The 16177-nt window shown below is 60.6% G+C and carries 12 protein-coding genes; 3 read left to right on the top strand and 9 right to left on the bottom strand.

What is annotated here, in order from left to right; genetic code table 11:
- Positions 1 to 50: 50 nt before the first annotated feature.
- From FOY56_RS13970 to hemE, 4 genes are all read right to left on the bottom strand, one after another.
- A complete protein-coding gene (locus FOY56_RS13970) occupies positions 51 to 1418 on the bottom strand; it encodes a CmpA/NrtA family ABC transporter substrate-binding protein (protein WP_146346478.1) in 1368 nt (455 codons plus the stop codon).
- Positions 1419 to 1700: 282 nt separating this feature from the next.
- Positions 1701 to 2882, bottom strand: coding sequence for a CmpA/NrtA family ABC transporter substrate-binding protein (locus FOY56_RS13965; RefSeq protein ID WP_146346477.1), 1182 nt, complete (start codon positions 2880 to 2882; stop codon positions 1701 to 1703).
- Positions 2879 to 3463, bottom strand: coding sequence for an ANTAR domain-containing response regulator (locus FOY56_RS13960; protein ID WP_146346476.1), 585 nt, complete (start codon positions 3461 to 3463; stop codon positions 2879 to 2881). The genes FOY56_RS13965 and FOY56_RS13960 overlap by 4 nt, the downstream gene beginning before the upstream one ends.
- Positions 3464 to 3587: 124 nt before the next feature.
- Positions 3588 to 4622, bottom strand: coding sequence for a uroporphyrinogen decarboxylase (gene hemE, locus FOY56_RS13955; RefSeq protein ID WP_146346475.1), 1035 nt, complete (start codon positions 4620 to 4622; stop codon positions 3588 to 3590).
- Between the two features lie 102 nt (positions 4623 to 4724).
- Between hemE and hemC the strand changes: the two genes are divergently transcribed.
- The gene (gene hemC, locus FOY56_RS13950) at positions 4725 to 5684 is read left to right on the top strand and encodes a hydroxymethylbilane synthase (RefSeq protein ID WP_146346474.1); all 960 of its coding nucleotides are present in this window, start codon (positions 4725 to 4727) and stop codon (positions 5682 to 5684) included.
- A 4-nt stretch (positions 5685 to 5688) separates the two neighbouring features.
- Here hemC and FOY56_RS13945 read toward each other — a convergent pair whose 3' ends face one another.
- From FOY56_RS13945 to FOY56_RS13925, 5 genes are all read right to left on the bottom strand, one after another.
- A complete protein-coding gene (locus FOY56_RS13945) occupies positions 5689 to 6567 on the bottom strand; it encodes a transglutaminase family protein (RefSeq protein WP_146346473.1) in 879 nt (292 codons plus the stop codon).
- A 2-nt stretch (positions 6568 to 6569) separates the two neighbouring features.
- On the bottom strand, positions 6570 to 8960 hold the full coding sequence (locus FOY56_RS13940; protein ID WP_146346472.1) for a circularly permuted type 2 ATP-grasp protein: 2391 nt from the start codon (positions 8958 to 8960) through the stop codon (positions 6570 to 6572).
- A 3-nt stretch (positions 8961 to 8963) separates the two neighbouring features.
- Positions 8964 to 12365, bottom strand: a complete 3402-nt coding sequence (locus tag FOY56_RS13935) for a transglutaminase family protein (RefSeq protein WP_146346471.1) — start codon at positions 12363 to 12365, stop codon at positions 8964 to 8966.
- A 178-nt stretch (positions 12366 to 12543) separates the two neighbouring features.
- On the bottom strand, positions 12544 to 13125 hold the full coding sequence (locus FOY56_RS13930; RefSeq protein WP_146346470.1) for a VOC family protein: 582 nt from the start codon (positions 13123 to 13125) through the stop codon (positions 12544 to 12546).
- A 23-nt stretch (positions 13126 to 13148) separates the two neighbouring features.
- The gene (locus FOY56_RS13925; protein ID WP_146346469.1) at positions 13149 to 13553 is read right to left on the bottom strand and encodes a (R)-mandelonitrile lyase; all 405 of its coding nucleotides are present in this window, start codon (positions 13551 to 13553) and stop codon (positions 13149 to 13151) included.
- Positions 13554 to 14002: 449 nt separating this feature from the next.
- On the opposite strand from FOY56_RS13925, the gene FOY56_RS13920 reads away from it, so the two are divergent.
- Entirely contained in the window at positions 14003 to 15403 is a 1401-nt protein-coding gene (locus FOY56_RS13920) for an aminotransferase family protein (RefSeq protein ID WP_146346468.1), read from the top strand.
- A gap of 35 nt (positions 15404 to 15438) precedes the next feature.
- Positions 15439 to 16098 (top strand): GNAT family N-acetyltransferase, encoded by a 660-nt coding sequence (locus FOY56_RS13915; RefSeq protein WP_425468370.1) that lies wholly within the window; start codon positions 15439 to 15441, stop codon positions 16096 to 16098.
- The last annotated feature ends 79 nt before the right edge of the window (positions 16099 to 16177 follow it).

Genomic DNA, 16177 nt, shown 5'->3' with positions numbered 1-16177 from the left:
CCCCTATGGGCGCGAGCGCCGCGCCGCCCTCCGGCAGGTTCAGTGAAGGGTTAGCCCTGCACTTCGTTCCCGACAACGGTCTGGCCCGCTTTCAGGCCGATCGGCAGGCTTTCAAGATAGGCGTTGGGGGTTCTGCCGTCATAAGGGATACCGTCGATGATATCTTCGGCCGGGGTGGGCGCCTTGTAGCCATCGCTGTCCCAGGGGAAATCGGCCTCATTTGCCAGACCTTCTTCGACCAGCATCTTGGCAGCCGTCAGATAGATCTCGGGCTTATAGACCGACTTGGCGACCTCATCATACCAGCTGTCAGATTTCGCTTCGGTGATCTGGCCCCAGCGGCGCATCTGGGTCAGGTACCAGACCGCATCCGAATAGAACGGATAGGTCGCGTTATAGCGGAAGAACACGTTGAAATCCGGAACCTCGCGCTTGTCGCCTTTCTCATATTCAAACGTGCCGGTCATCGAATTCGCGATGACATCGTAATCCGCACCGACATATTCAGACCGGCTCAGGATCTCGACCGCCTCGGGGCGGTTGGCGTTGTCGTTTTCGTCCAGCCAGATCGCCGCGCGGATCAGCGCCTTGGTGATCGCAATGGTGGTCTGCGGATTTTCTTGCTGGAATTCAGCCGACAGGCCAAAGACCTTTTCGGGGTTGTTCTTCCAAAGCTCATAATCGGTGATGACCGGAACACCGATGCCTTTGAACACGGCCTGCTGGTTCCACGGCTCGCCCACGCAATAGCCATAGATCGTACCGGCTTCCATGGTCGACGGCATCTGCGGCGGCGGGGTCACGCTCAGCAAAACATCGGCACCGATCTGTCCGGTGATGTTGTCGCTCGAATAAAACCCGGGCTCAAGACCACCGGCAGCCAGCCAATAGCGCAGTTCATAGTTGTGGGTCGACACCGGGAAAACCATGCCCATGTTGAACGGCTTGCCTTCGTCTTTGTACGCTTCGACAACCGGCTTCAGCGCCGCCGCTGAAATCGGGTGCTGCGGGCGACCGTCGTCCATCAATGGGATATGCGGTTTCATCTGGTCCCAGATCTCGTTCGACACGGTGATGCCGTTGCCGTTCAGATCCATCGAAAACGGCGTGATGATGTGGGCCTCGGTCCCGAACCCGATCGTCGCGGCCAGCGGCTGACCGGCAAGCATATGTGCCCCGTCCAGCTGACCGCCGATCACGCCATCCAGCAGCACTTTCCAGTTGGCCTGTGCTTCCAGCGTCACGAACAGGCCTTCGTCTTCGAAATAGCCATTCTCATACGCCACGGCCAAAGGCGCCATGTCGGTCAACTTGATAAAGCCGAACTTCAGTTCGTCTTTTTCAACGTCCAGCATCTCGGCAAAGGCCGGGGCGCATAGTGCGGTGCTGGTCAGCAATGCAGCAAAGGTCAGTTTCATTTCGATTCCTTCGGTTGCGCCCCGTTCAGCAAAAGAAATGGGGGCAGAAAAACAAAAAAAGCCGCTGATCCAACGGCGTGCACATGCACGTCGTGGGTCAAGCAGCTTTGCTCGGGGTACCCGCATCCTTGGGGTGATGTGTCGGTGGAACGCCCTTGTTCCGAAGACAGGATTAGAATTGCTGCAACTGCGAAATACGTCAAGCGCGGGACACGATTTCAGGACGTATGCGCCCGATTTCAGGTGTTCTTGCGCATCAAGTCGGGGCAATCGCCCAAAAAATCATCGCTGCGGTGCAGAAGGATCAAAAGTTTGGCCATCGAAAAACCGGTCAGGTTGTAGAATCAGTGTCCCGGATGCCGAGGCAACCTCGGTGGGTTCGGCAATTGCGCCTTCCAGTTTTTCCGAGGCTCCCGGCAGATCAGCCAGCTGACCGGACAGCGCTTGCCGGTACACGTCACTGCGGAATACCGACTTTGCCGCGCTGATCGCGCCCTCACGATCCAGCCCCATGCGTTCGGCCAGCCGCTGACCGATCCACGCCGCCTGACTGCGCCATGGGAAATTGGCCGCACCATCGTAAAACGTGACGAACTTATCCCGTGTCCTGCGGTCTCCCTGCGCCGAAATCACGAACGCCCCGGTCAGCGCCCGCTCAAGGATCTCTGAACTGACGTTCAGGTATTCCCTGCGCGCCAATACGTCGGCGATCAGTTCGCGACTGCCCGGTTGGCTCAGCCAGCGACCGGCGCGCCACAAGGCCCGGATCAGACGACTGGTCATGTCGGGCTGGTCATCCGCCCAGCCATGCCGCACGGCCAGCACCTTTTCTGGCGCAAAGCCCCAGATCGCGGCCCCGGGCAGCAACAAGGTGCCGACCCCGTTTTCGACAGCTATGGATCCCCACGGCTCACCCACGCAAAACGCGTCGATTTCGCCAGCGGCCATCGCCTCGGCCATCAGCGGCGGCGGCACGGTGCGCACGTCGATCCCTTGCGGGGCAGGCAGCCCCAGGGCACCCAGCCAATAATACAACAATTCAGCGTGCATCGAAAACGGGAACGGGACCCCGATGCGCAAGCGACCATCCGTGGCGGCAATCAGCGCCTCACCCGCCGCGACGGCATCGCTGAAATCAAAACCATACCCCTGCGCCCGCATCCGGCCCGCCAGCGCCTCGGACACGCCCACCACGTTGCCATTGACCGACAGGACAGACACAGCGTCAAACCGTGCCGACACCCCGCCCAGCCCCAGCGCAGCGGCGACCGGAACCGGCGATAACATATGCGCAGCATCGATCTGCCCGACGGCCAGCATGTCCCTGAGCGTTGACCAGCTGGGTGCTTTCACCAGATCCAGCTTCAGCCCCTCTTCTTCGGCAAACCCGATCTCGGCGGCGGCAATCAGAGGAGCCGCGTCCACCAGCGGGATAAACCCGGCCTTCAACGTCTGAACTGTCATGACAAAAGCCCTGCCGCCGTCACAAGCGCGTCGGCAACATCTACAATCTTGCGCCCCTGCGCCATCGCCGTCTTGCGCAGCAATGCGTAAGCGGCATCTTCGTCGATGCCCTGCGCCTTCATCAGAATGCCCTTGGCCCGGTCGATAACCTTGCGTTCCTGCAAAGCCCGCTTGGTCTGGGCCAGTTCGGTGCGCACCTGATGGAACATATGGAACCGCGCGATGGCCGCATCAATGATCGGCTTGATCCGATCCGGTTGCAGCCCATCCACCACATAGGCCGAAACGCCCGCCTCGATCGCCGCCTTGGTCAGCCCCTGATCGCTGCGGTCGACAAACATCGCGACGGGCCGCTCCATCGGGCTTGAGGCAAGGGTCAGTTCTTCCAGCATGTCGCGCGACGGGCTGGCGATATCGACCAGAACGATGTCCGGGTTGCGTTCCGAAATGCGCCGCGCCAACCCGGCCTCTTCCGAGATCACGAATATCTCGTGATCACCGGACGCCCTCAGACTGTCCACGATCAGCAAAGCCTGATCGCGGTCTTTTTCGACGACGACGATGGATAATGTGTCTGCCATGATACTGGTCAGAAAGACCGGAACCAGCCGACGCGCAAGCCGAATGCTGCAGTGCAGTATGACTTGCCGCCAACCCGGCCCGATCATCGCCTAAAAATCAGGCACCCACGTCACAAAGCTTGGCTTAGCCGCCGCGCACCGTGTCGATCATCAGCTGCACATTCTCGGGATCTGCATCCGGGGTGATTCCGTGGCCCAGATTGAAAATATGCGGTCCTTTTGAGAACGCCTTTACGATGCGGCGCGTGTCATCGATCAAAGCCTGACCGCCCGTGACCATATGCGACGACTTCAGGTTGCCTTGAACGCAGCCATCCACCTGCACGTTCGCCGCCGCCCATTCGGGATCGACGGAATTGTCCAAAGCCACACAATCCACACCGGTCGCCTTGGCAAACCCGACGTATTTCTCGCCCGCCTCGCGCGGGAAGCCGATGACCGGAATGTCGGGATGTTTTTCTTTCAACGCAGCCGTGATCCGGCGGCAGGGTTCCAACGCGTATTTCTGGAACGCGTGGCCTTTCAGTGATCCGGCCCAGCTGTCAAAGATCTTGACGGTTTCAGCCCCGGCCTCGATCTGCATCGACAGGTAATCAATCGTGGCTTCTGTGATCCGCTCGATCAGCGCATCAAACAGCGCCGGGTTGCCTTCGCGCAGGGCATGGGCGGGCGCCTGATCGGGCGTGCCCTTTCCGGCGATCATATAGGTGGCGACCGTCCACGGCGCCCCCGCAAATCCGATCAATGCCGTCTCCGACGGCAATTCCCGCGTCAGAATGCGCAGGGTTTCATAGATCGGAGACAGGGTTTCGTGGATATCCGTGGCCGGTTTCAAAACATCGAAATCCGACTGGCTGGTGATCGTCGACAACCGGGGGCCTTCCCCGGTCACGAACCACAAATCCGCGCCCAGCGCCTGCGGGATCAGCAGGATATCAGCAAACAGGATCGCCGCGTCAAACCCATAACGGCGGATCGGCTGCAATGTGACTTCGGCCGCCAGGTCGGGATTATAGCACAGCGACAGGAAATCTCCGGCCTGCGCCCGTGTCGCACGATACTCGGGCAGGTACCGCCCGGCCTGCCGCATCATCCAGATCGGCGGCACGTCCTGTATCTCTCCCGCCAGTGCGCGCAACAGTTTCTTCGTCTCGGCCATGGTGTCCCCTCACTCGTCTTTGATGCTGTGGGTCTCTCTCAAGCGGCAATTTGTCAAGTCCGCGCGGTTGTCAGGACAATAGGACGCGTCTAAAGCAAAGTCATGAATGCACCGCTTCCCTCTCCCGCTTCGCCCCTGAAAATCGGCACGCGCGGTTCGCCGCTGGCGCTGGCACAGGCCTATGAAACCCGTAGCCGTCTGGCCGCTGCTTTCGGGCTAGAGGACTCTGCTTTCGAAATCGTGGTCATCAAGACCACCGGCGACAACCAGGCGCTGATCGCGGCGGACAAGCCGTTGAAGGATCTCGGCGGCAAGGGTCTGTTCACCAAAGAGATCGAAGAAGACCTGTTGTCAGGCCGCATCGATATCGCGGTGCATTCGATGAAGGACATGCCGGTCGAGCAACCTGCCGGACTGCTTCTGGACACTTATCTGCCGCGCGAAGACGTCCGCGATGCGTTTGTATCGCCGTCGCACACCAGCCTGGCCGATCTGGCTGCGGGCGCTGTTGTCGGTACATCCAGCCTGCGTCGCCGCGCCCAGCTATTGAACCGGCGGCCCGACCTGACGGTCGTTGAATTTCGCGGCAACGTACAGACCCGGCTGAAAAAGCTGGACGATGGAGTCGCCGACTGCACGTTTCTGGCGCTGGCCGGATTGAACCGGTTGGGCCGCACGGACGTGCCCGCAACGCCCATCGCATCCGAAGACATGTTGTCTGCCGTGGCACAGGGTGCCATCGGCATCGAACGCCGCGCCGATGACGCCCGCGTGGCTGACATGCTGGCCGCCATCCACGACACGCCGACCGGACAAAGGCTGGCAGCTGAACGCGCCTTTTTGGCCGCGCTGGACGGATCTTGTGAAACCCCGATAGCCGGGCTTGCCGAGCTTGACGGAAGCACACTGCGCTTGCGGGGCGAAGTTCTGCGTCCCGACGGCTCCGAAGCCATCGCCGATGATCGCACCTGCCCGATCGAAGACGGGGCGGATCTGGGCGCTGAAATGGCCCGCGATCTGCTGGAAAAAGCTGGTCCCGGCTTTTTCGCCTGGCGCAGCTAACTGCTTATAACGGCACCACATCTACCTCGTGCCGGGTGGTGTGATCACCCGATGCACGCATGGAGCCTTTGAACGGGGCCACATCTGCATAATCACGCCCCAGCGCCACAACGATGTGATCCAGTCCCGCCATCATGTCATTGGTCGGATCGATCTGGACCCACCCCACCTTGGCCCCGCACCACGCCCTCACCCAGGCGTGCATGGCATCCGCCCCTTCCAGTCGCGCCTGGCCTTCGGGCGGGTTCGTTCGCAGGAACCCGCTGACATAGCCCGCCGGAATGCCCAATGCGCGCAGGGCGGTGATCATTATGTGGCTGAAATCCTGACACACCCCGCGTCTGGCCCGAAACGCTTCGACCGGCGTCGTGGTGACATCGGTTGCAGACGGGTCAAAACCCATCTCGGCATGCAGCGCACGCGATATGCTTTGAACGGCGTCGAGGGCAGATGATCCGTTGCCAACCACTTGCTGCGCAAAGGCGGCGATTTCGGGTGCCTGCGGGATGCGGTCGGACACGCTGAGGAAATGATGCGGAGAGTCCGGCGCCAGACTGTGTTGCTGGGCGATTTCCGCTGGCAACCGGTCCAATGCGGTCGAAAAATCGAACGCGCCCTCGGCCTCATCCTTGCGAATCCGCCCCTCGAACCGAAAAGACACCTCGGATAAAGGCGCGTCATGTGCCAGCTCGGTCAACGGGTTGCCAAAGAAATCCAGCGAATCCCGGCGTGAGTCCGGAGCCGGTGAGCAACTGACCGCCCCGGCGATCAACTGTTGTCCGGGCAACGACCGGGGCAACATCCGCAACAGCGACCGACTGCCGCCGGCAGGCCGGTCGTAAGTATAGGTGATGATCAGGCGAACTTCGTACTCAATAGGCATGGCTAACTCAGATACAGGGCCGTCAGGTCATCAGAAATCCCCAACAGCTCGCCCCGGATGTGGTGCAACTGTTCCGGCGTCATGCCTGCAGGTTTCGCGACAGCAAGCGACGTATGCAGTTGCAGGATCCGGCGCGACACGTCTGACATCTGCCCATGTTCCAGCGCCTTTGGCAAAAGCGCGTTCTGGTTCCGGATTGCGCTGATCTGCGACAGGATCGAACGTGGGTTGTCCGGATCAAGCGCCAGAAGATCCAGCACGGTCAACGGGCTAGTTTGCATGGCATAGCGCTGCCGATGGCTGAGCACGCTATCCCCCAGCTCCAGCGCGACATCCAGACTGCCCGGCGGCGCGTCTGGATTCACAAATTCAATCAGCGACCGCACCACAAAATCGGCCCGCTCTAACGCCCGGCCAATGGTCAGAAACCGCCAGCCCGCCGAATGGTACATGTTTTCATCCGCTAGACCGGCGAACCCAGCCAGCTTACGCAACAAAACCCACATCGCGCGGGCCGCATCATCGCCGGGCTGAACCCTGTCCGAAAAATCCCGCGCCGTGTCTGCCAGATCCCGCAGTGCCATCCAGCCGTCTTGCGAAAACCGGTCCCGGACCTTTCCCGCGCATCCAAGCGACGATTCCAGTATTCCGGTTAACGCCTCTGAGATTGGCGGCTCAGCAGCAATCCCTGTGCCGCTCATGAAGTTTTGCATGTGGCTCAGAATCGGCGTCATCCGCCCGTCAGATTCGGCCCAGCGCAGATGATACGCCCGCATCTGCCGCAGATGCGCTTCGGACCGTTCGACATTGCGGCCCAGCCAGAACAGGTTGTCAGCGGCGCGGCTTGGCAACATCTCGCCCCGGCCCCGCACAAATGGCCCCGACACCGCCGGGCGCAGGCTGTCCTGTTCGACCGGCGTGTCGCCGACTACCCAAACATCGGCAACCGACCCGCCATTTTGCATGGTCAGCGCGGTCGGGTCTTCGGTGCGCCCAATGCGGGCATATCCACCCGGCATGACCGTCCATCCCTTATCCGTGCGCACTGCAAACACCCGCACCAGCATCGGGCGCGGGGCCAGCTTGCCATCGATCATCGCCGGTGTGGTCGACAGCGTCACCGCCTCTTGCCCGACAAACGATGCCCCATCACGCGTCAGCCAGTCCCCGACGGCATCCGACCCTGCCCCACCAATCACGGTCAAGCTATCGGTCTCAAACGGCAATTGAGAGGTCAGCGCCCTTCCGATCATCATCCGTGGCAGGTTTTGCATCACGTATTCACGCGCCTGTGGCTGCCCGCACCACCATGTCGCGATATTTGGCAGGGCAAGCGGCGCGCCCAGCAAGTCCCGGCAGATGCGCGGCAGAAAGGCCATCAGGGCCCGCGCTTCAAGTACGCCCGATCCCAGCGCATTGACCATCATCACGGCCTCGTTGCGCAACGCGCCGACCATGCCCGGAGTACCCAGAGCAGAGCCCTCAAACAGCTCCAGTGGGTCAGCAAACCGCGAATCCAGCCGACGCCACAACGCGCCAATGGGTTCAGGGCCATTGACCGTGCGCACCATCAGGCGATCACCCTGCACCTTCAGATCTTCGCCTTCCAGCAGCATCAGGCCCAGATAGCGCGCCAGATAGGCATGTTCGAAATAGGTATCAGTCTGTTGTCCCGGCGTCAGGATCGCAGCATGCCCCCAGCCACCGCTGCGCGGGGCCGTCAACGTATCGCGAAATGCGCGAAAGAACCCGGCCAGACGTTCAACATTGGCATCCGGATAATGGTCCGCAAACACCCGCGCCGTTGCCATCCGGTTTTCAATCGCAAACCCCGCGCCTGATGGCGCCTGAGCCCGGTCGCCCAGAACAAACCAGCGCCCATCAGGCGCGCGCCCGATTTCAAACGCCATGCTGTGCAGGAAATGCCCCGAGGCCGGTTTGATCCCCACCATGGGGCGCAGCCATTCCGGGTTGCGCGCCACCAGTTCCGCCGGCAACAGCCCCCGCGACACCAGATCGCCGGGACCATAGAGATCGGCCATCACCCGTTCCAGCAGTTCGGCGCGCTGAACGATGCCTTGCGTCAGCCCGGCCCACTCATCCGACGAAATCACCACCGGCACATGGCTCAGCGGCCAGTCGCGTTCGGTCGAAACCGTGCCGGTGTATTGCCGGTAATAGACCCCGGCATCGTGCAGATACTGATCACCCCGCGCAAAACGGCGCGCGATTTGTTCGGGCGTCTGGCCTGCCAGCAGATCAATCAGCGGCGCCCAGACCGGGCGCAACTGACCGTCAGGCTGCAGCAATTCATCCGCGATACCCGGCTGCGGGCGGTACGCGGCCAGCAAGGCCGCGACCGCGTCCGAACGGACAGGATCGGCATCGCCCAAACGTCAGATCCCCGGTGCGCGGCGCAAATCAAGCGTCATCGGGAATTCAGGGTGCGGACGTTCGGATTGTGGCCAGTACATGCCGCCTGTGTGGCCCATCTTTTCGAAACGGGCAAGCCTGCGCGCATCCGCTTCGTTGCCATTGACCGGGAACGTATCGTAACTCCGCCCGCCGGGATGCGCGACGTGATAGGTGCATCCCCCCAGCGCCCGGCCCGACCAGGTATCGAAGATGTCAAACGTCAAAGGCGCGTTGACCGGCAGAACCGGATGCAGCGCTTCGGCCGGTTGCCACGCCTTGAAGCGCACGCCACCCACAGCGACTCCATTGGTATTTGTCGCCGTCATCGGCACCTGCCGTTGGTTACAGGCAACAATATAGCGATCCGGATTGGCGGCGCTCAGCTTGACCTGCATCCGTTCGACCGAGCTGTCGGTGTGACGTACGGTGCCGCCAATCGCGCCGCGTTCACCCAGGACATGCCAGGGTTCAAGCGCCTGACGCAGTTCCAGATGCGCGCCTTCGTATTCAACTTCTCCAGCAAAGGGAAAGCGGAACTCTTGCTGCGCTTCGTACCATTCGGGGCGGAAATCGTACCCATAATCGCCCAGATCGCGCAGCACGTCCTGAAAATCTTCCCACACAAAATGCGGCAGCATGAACCGGTCATGCAAGGTCGTGCCCCACCGCACCGGTTTGCCCTTGACCGGCTTGTCCCAGAACCGGGCCAGAAGGGCGCGGATCAACACCTGCTGCGCAAGGCTCATCTTGGCATCGGGCGGCATTTCGAACCCGCGGAATTCGACAAGGCCCAGACGCCCCGTCGGCCCATCCGGCGAATACAGCTTGTCTATACAGATCTCGGCCCTGTGCGTGTTGCCAGTCACGTCGATGAGGATATTGCGCAACAACCTGTCCACCAACCATGGCTGAGGCGGCGTGCCCTCTTCCGGCGACGGGATCTGGCTAAGCGCGATTTCCAGCTCGTACAGCGTATCATGGCGCGCCTCGTCGATGCGCGGTGCTTGCGATGTCGGTCCGATGAACAGCCCCGAGAAAAGATAGCTCAGCGACGGATGCCGCTGCCAGTGCAGAACCAGTGATCGCAGCAGATCGGGGCGCCGCAAGAACGGTGAATCGCTTGGCGTCGCGCCGCCGACAACCACGTGATTGCCGCCACCGGTGCCGGTATGCTTGCCATCGATCATGAACTTGTCGGCACCCAGACGCGTCAGACGCGCCTCTTCATAGACGGCATTGGTGATGTCGACGCAATCCTTCCAACTGTGCGCAGGGTGCACATTCACCTCGATCACGCCCGGATCGGGGGCCACGCGGATCACGTTCAGGCGGCTGTCATCGGGCGGCGAATAGCCTTCGATGTGCACTTGCAGACCCAGTTCGGCGGCGGTGGCTTCGGCATTGGTCAAAAGCTCAAGATAATCCTCAAGCGATTCAACCGGAGGCATGAACACGCACAGCTTGCCATCGCGCGGTTCAATGGCAATCGCGGTGCGCACCTGACTGCCATCCGGGTCAACGCCCTGTTCCACAATAGTTTGACGGTTTTCAGTTGCGCCGCTGGCTGCGCTGACCGGTTGCGTGTGGCCGGGCGAAACGTCAGGCAGCGTGTCAGCCTCTTCCTGCGCGATCCGGGCCAATTCGTCCAGAATCGCCTGTCGCTGCTTGTCCTGAGCGGCATGAAAATCTGGCAAAGGCCCCTGCGGGATCGTCGGATCTGCCGGGTAGACATAAGGGTAAGACCCTTCGGGAATATGCGGCAACGTGCCAAGCGGCAGGCGGAAACCAACCGGGCTGTCCCCGGGAATCAGAAACAGATGCCCGCGCCGGGGCTTCCACAGTTCTGACATCCAGCCGCTTTTGGCCGCCTTGCTTTGCCAGCGCTGGATCGGCAGCGCAAAGCCCGCCGGATTGGTCAGCCCACGGGCAAACACGCGCGCAATCCGGGCCCGCGCCTCGGGATCTTTCAGCTTGTTGTCTTCCGGGGTCACATTGGCTGGCAGGCCAGCTTCCTTCAGGATCCATTCTGCCGGGTCTTCATAGGTCGGCTGAGCGTGGCTCGGGTCCAGCCCCAACCGCTCGGCGAAATGCGACAGGAACCGCCCGGCATCTTCTGCCGTCGCCGGAGTGTCCGGCGTTTCGGTGGCAATCAGGTCGGGCTGTTTCCAGACTGGCAAGCCATCCCGCCGCCAGTACAGCGAAAAGGTCCAGCGCGGTAAAGTTTCGCCCGGATACCACTTGCCCTGCCCGTAGTGCAGGAACCCACCCGGCGCAAAGCGGTCGCGCAAACGGCGGATCAGCGTGTCGGCCAAACCACGCTTTTGCGGACCGACAGCGGCGGTGTTCCATTCCGGACTTTCGAAGTCATCAATCGACACAAACGTCGGCTCACCACCCATGGTCAGCCGCATGTCCTGCGCCTGTATCCGCTCATCGACCTTGTGGCCCAGATCGTCCAGCGCGTCCCACGCCTCATCCGAGAACGGTTTGGTGATCCGGGGGTGTTCCGACATCCGATCGACCGTCATTTCGAAATCGAAATCGACCTCGGCATAGGTCGCCGACCCGCTGATCGGCGCGGCATTGGCATAATGCGGCGTGGCGGCCAGTGGAATATGGCTTTCGCCCGTCAACAGGCCACTGGTCGGGTCCAGCCCGATCCAACCCGCGCCGGGCAGATAAACCTCGCACCAGGCGTGCAGATCCGTGAAATCCTGTTCGGTTCCGGCGGGGCCATCCAGCGACACAAGATCCGGTTTCAACTGGATCAGATAGCCGGACACGAACCGCGCGGCGAGACCCAGATTGCGCAGAACCTGCACGAGCAGCCAACTGGTGTCACGGCAAGACCCCTTGCCGATGCTCAACGTTTCTTCGGGCGTCTGCACCCCGGGCTCCATGCGGATGACATAGCCGATTTCGCTTTCGAGGCGGGCATTCAACCCGACAAGGAAATCAATGGTCCGTGTGGTTTCACGCGGGATACTGTCCAGCAAGGCGGCCAGTTTTGGGCCAACGGGGTCGGGTGTCGAATAGATCGACAGATCGTCTTTCAATTCGTCGGGATACTCGAACGGCCAGTCTTCGGCTTCTTCCGTCACAAAGAAATCGAACGGGTTGTAGACGGTCATGTCAGCGACCAGATCAACCTCGATCCGGAATTCACGCACGGGTTCAGGGAACACAAAGCGGGCCAGCCAGTTGCCATAGGGATCCTGCTGGTGGTTCACAAAATGCCCCTCGGGCGTGACCTTGAGCGAATGCGAAATCACCCGTGTCCGGCTGTGGGGGGCGGGCCGCAACCGGATGATCTGGGGGCCCAGTTGGGTTGGCCGGTCATATTTGTAATGCGTGACGTGGCGGATGCCTGCGGTAATGGCCATGTGTTCAGCGTGCCTCGTTCTATTGCTCAACGACGAAGAGATAATCGTACGCCAGCCAGGCGGCCAGCCAACCTACCTGATGCAGACTCCCGGCCCGAAGGCCAGCCTCAGAGGGGATAAAAGCAGCAATTCATCGGCGGAACTGCCCAATAATCGGGCAATCTTAGTATTGCCGGGGTCAATAGGGGTCGCGCGGCGCGCGATCATCAGACAGGGACCCCTGTCGGCGTTCAACCAGCATTTCGATAGCATCAGCCAAATGCACTTCAGCGATGTTGTAGTCCCCGCGCGCAACGCGCAGGCGATGCGCCTCGATCATCACATCGGCATGGCTGCACCCCATCGGCGGCTCGAACCGGTAACAGGCCAGTTCAATCAGTAACCCCATCGGATCGGTGAAATAGATCGAATCCATGAACCCCCGATCTTTTGGCCCGGAATGATTGATTCCACGTTCATCCAGCCGCGCAACGGTCTGGCTGAATGTCGCCTTGCTGACATTGAACGCAAGATGGTGCACACATCCGGCATCAGTCGGCGTGCGCGCCGGATCGGGCGTCCGGGCCTCATTGGTGAACACGGTGATCAGACGCCCGTCGCCGGGATCGAAATACAAGTGCCCTTCGCCCGGATTATCCAGATTGGGTTGATCGAAAATGAAAGGCATCCCCAAAAGCCCTTCCCAGAAATCAATCGACGTTTGCCGATCAGCCCCCGTCAGCGTGATATGGTGCACGCCCTGAACCTGGATCTTTTTCATATCGACCTCCCCGAAGCTTGTCGCTATTTCGCCCTTTGCAGATAGTCCTCGTCGGTCACATGTTCCAGCCAGACGGCCACGCGACCCTCGAAAGCTTCTTGCATGGCCAGATGACACATGCCGGTTTCAGGCCCTGCACCATGCCAGTGCTCTTCGCCCGGAGGAATCCAGACTGTGTCGCCGGGGCGGATGAGACGCGGGGCCTGATCGCGCAGCCCAACCAGCCCGACACCGCTTAGAACATACAATGTCTGACCCAAGGGATGGGTGTGCCACGCCGTGCGCGCTCCCGGTTCAAATGTGACCCTCAGCGCGCGCATCCGCGCGGGCTCGGGTGCCTCGATCACCGGATCTTGCCAAACCGTACCTGTAAACCAATCGGCGCGGGCCTTTGATGACGGCCGCGCACCGGAAACCTGAATATCCATCTCGAAATCCTGTGACGCTTTATAGCGACAGGTTCCGATCTGGGATGGTCCGTGTCAAGGATTCGGGGAACAACCCTTACTTTTTGCAGCACAAACTCGCCAGCAGCCGGGCACATCAGCATATCTGTGCCGAACCTGTTGAAACCGGACCAGAGATAACTGATCAGCACGATAACCGTCGGGTGGAACTTGATCGGGAATGAGGCAAGCACCTTTGGGGCCAGTGAGAATGCAGTGGCCTCCAGTATCAGATTCACGAATTTTAGTTTATAAAATTCAATAACTTAAAAAATGTGCGCTTCTGAATGAGACCTTTTTGGACATACATGCGAATTCAACTGGACCTATAGATTGGCTGTATTTTAGCGTCTGTGGACTCCAAGAGCGACTCTGCAAATTCGAATTTCAGCAGACCCCACACGAGTCCCACAGCCCGGAAAGGACATGTCATGGACGGCACGTTCAACGAGAATGACATTCAGCACATCATCGATGCCGACAAGGCGCATGTCTGGCATCATCTGACCCAGCACAAGGCGTTCGAAACCGGCGATCCACGGATTATCCTTGAAGGCAAGGACATGCGCGTCTGGGATCAGAACGGCAAAGAATACATCGATGCGGTGTCGGGCGGCGTCTGGACCGTCAACGTTGGTTATGGCCGCGAATCCATTGCCAAGGCAGTGTATGACCAGCTGATGAAGCTGTGCTATTTCAGCCAGGGCGCAGGGTCGATCCCCGGCGCGCTGTATTCGCAAAAGCTGATCGAAAAGATGCCGGGAATGAGCCGCGTTTACTATGTCAACTCGGGCTCTGAGGCGAACGAAAAGGCGTTCAAACTGATGCGCCAGATTTCGTACAAGAAATACGGCGGCAAGAAGCACAAGATCTTGTACCGCGACCGTGATTATCACGGCAGCACGCTGGCTGCGATGTCGGCAGGCGGGCAGGATGAACGCAACATCCAGTACGGCCCCTTCGCACCCGGTTTTGTCCGCGTCCCCCACTGCCTTGAATACCGCGCCCACGATCAGGGCTGGGGCGGTCTGAGCAGCGAAGAATACGGCCAGCGCGCCGCCGATGCCATTGAAGAGGTCATTCTGGCCGAAGGCGCAGATACGGTGATTGGCCTGTGCCTTGAGCCGGTGACCGCTGGCGGCGGCGTCATCACCCCGCCCCCCGGCTATTGGGAGCGCGTGCAGGAAATCTGCAAGAAATACGACATACTGCTGCATATCGACGAGGTCGTCTGCGGCGTCGGGCGTACCGGCACATGGTTCGGCTATCAGCAATACGGCATCAAACCCGATTTCGTGACGATGGCCAAAGGTGTGGCCAGCGGCTACGCGGCCATCGCCTGCTGTGTCACCACCGAAGAAGTCTTTGACATGTTCAAGGACGATGCCGGGGACAAGCTGAACTATTTCCGCGATATCTCGACCTTTGGTGGCTGTGCGGCTGGTCCGGCGGCGGCGCTGGAAAACATGCGCATCATCGAAGACGAAAACCTGCTCGACAATTGCACCACCATGGGTGACCGGATGTTGTCAAACCTGCAGGCGCTGTCCGAAAAGCACGCCAATATCGGCGATGTGCGCGGCAAAGGTCTGTTCCTTGGCGTCGAACTGGTCAATGATCGCAAGACCAAAGAGCCGGTCGATGAAAAGATCATCCAGCAGATCGCAGGCGAATGCGGCGCGCAGGGCGTGATCATCGGGGCGGCCAACCGCTCGATCCCCGGTTACAACAACTTCCTGTGCTTCGCGCCAGCCCTGATCGCAACAGCCGATGACATCGACCAGATCACCGATACGGTCGACAAAGCCATCGCCAAAGTCTGCGGCGCGTGACCCACAATACTAACGATCTCGGGCAGCCTGTTGGGCTGCCCGTGACCACCAAACTCCCTCGGCCCCGTCCCCCACTCACGCCGATGCAAGGCCGCACCGCGCGCCTGATCCCGACGCAGACAAGCCACGCGCCTGCGCTGTATGACGCCTTCGCCCGCGACACGGATGGCCGCAACTGGACCTATCTGCCTTACGGACCCTTCGCCACCGAGGCTGATTTCACCACCTGGATGGAGGCCACCTGTCAGGGCGACGACCCGCTGTTCCATACGGTCTGCACAGCCGAGGGCACCCCGGTTGGCCTCGCCACCTTCCTGCGCATTGACCCCGGCGCTGGCGTGATCGAAGTCGGACACATCCACTTTTCGCCGCTGATGCAAGGCAGCGCCGTTTCAACCGAAGCCATGTATCTGATGATGAAGCGGGTCTTCGACGAACTTGGCTACCGCCGCTATGAATGGAAATGCGACGCCCTGAACGCCCCGTCCTGCGCGGCGGCCGAACGGCTTGGCTTCACCTACGAGGGCACATTTCGTCAGGCCACCACCTACAAGGGCCGCAATCGCGACACGGCCTGGTTCTCGATCCTCGACAGCGAATGGCCCCACCTGAAAACCGCGTTCAAGGCCTGGCTGGCACCCGAAAACTTCGACGAAAACGGGCGTCAAAGACAATCCTTGACAGACCTGCGCTGACACCCATCTGACACACGTGAAAAAGCAGGCCCGAAAACCTGCTTCTTTCTTGTTCAAAATACCCCGGGGGACGCGCGCA

It is taken from the genome of Falsiphaeobacter marinintestinus (assembly GCF_007923355.1).
GTDB lineage: Bacteria > Pseudomonadota > Alphaproteobacteria > Rhodobacterales > Rhodobacteraceae > Phaeobacter_A > Phaeobacter_A marinintestinus.
The sequence above is the reverse complement of the archived record's forward strand: the minus strand, read 5'-3'. Positions and strand labels throughout refer to the sequence as shown.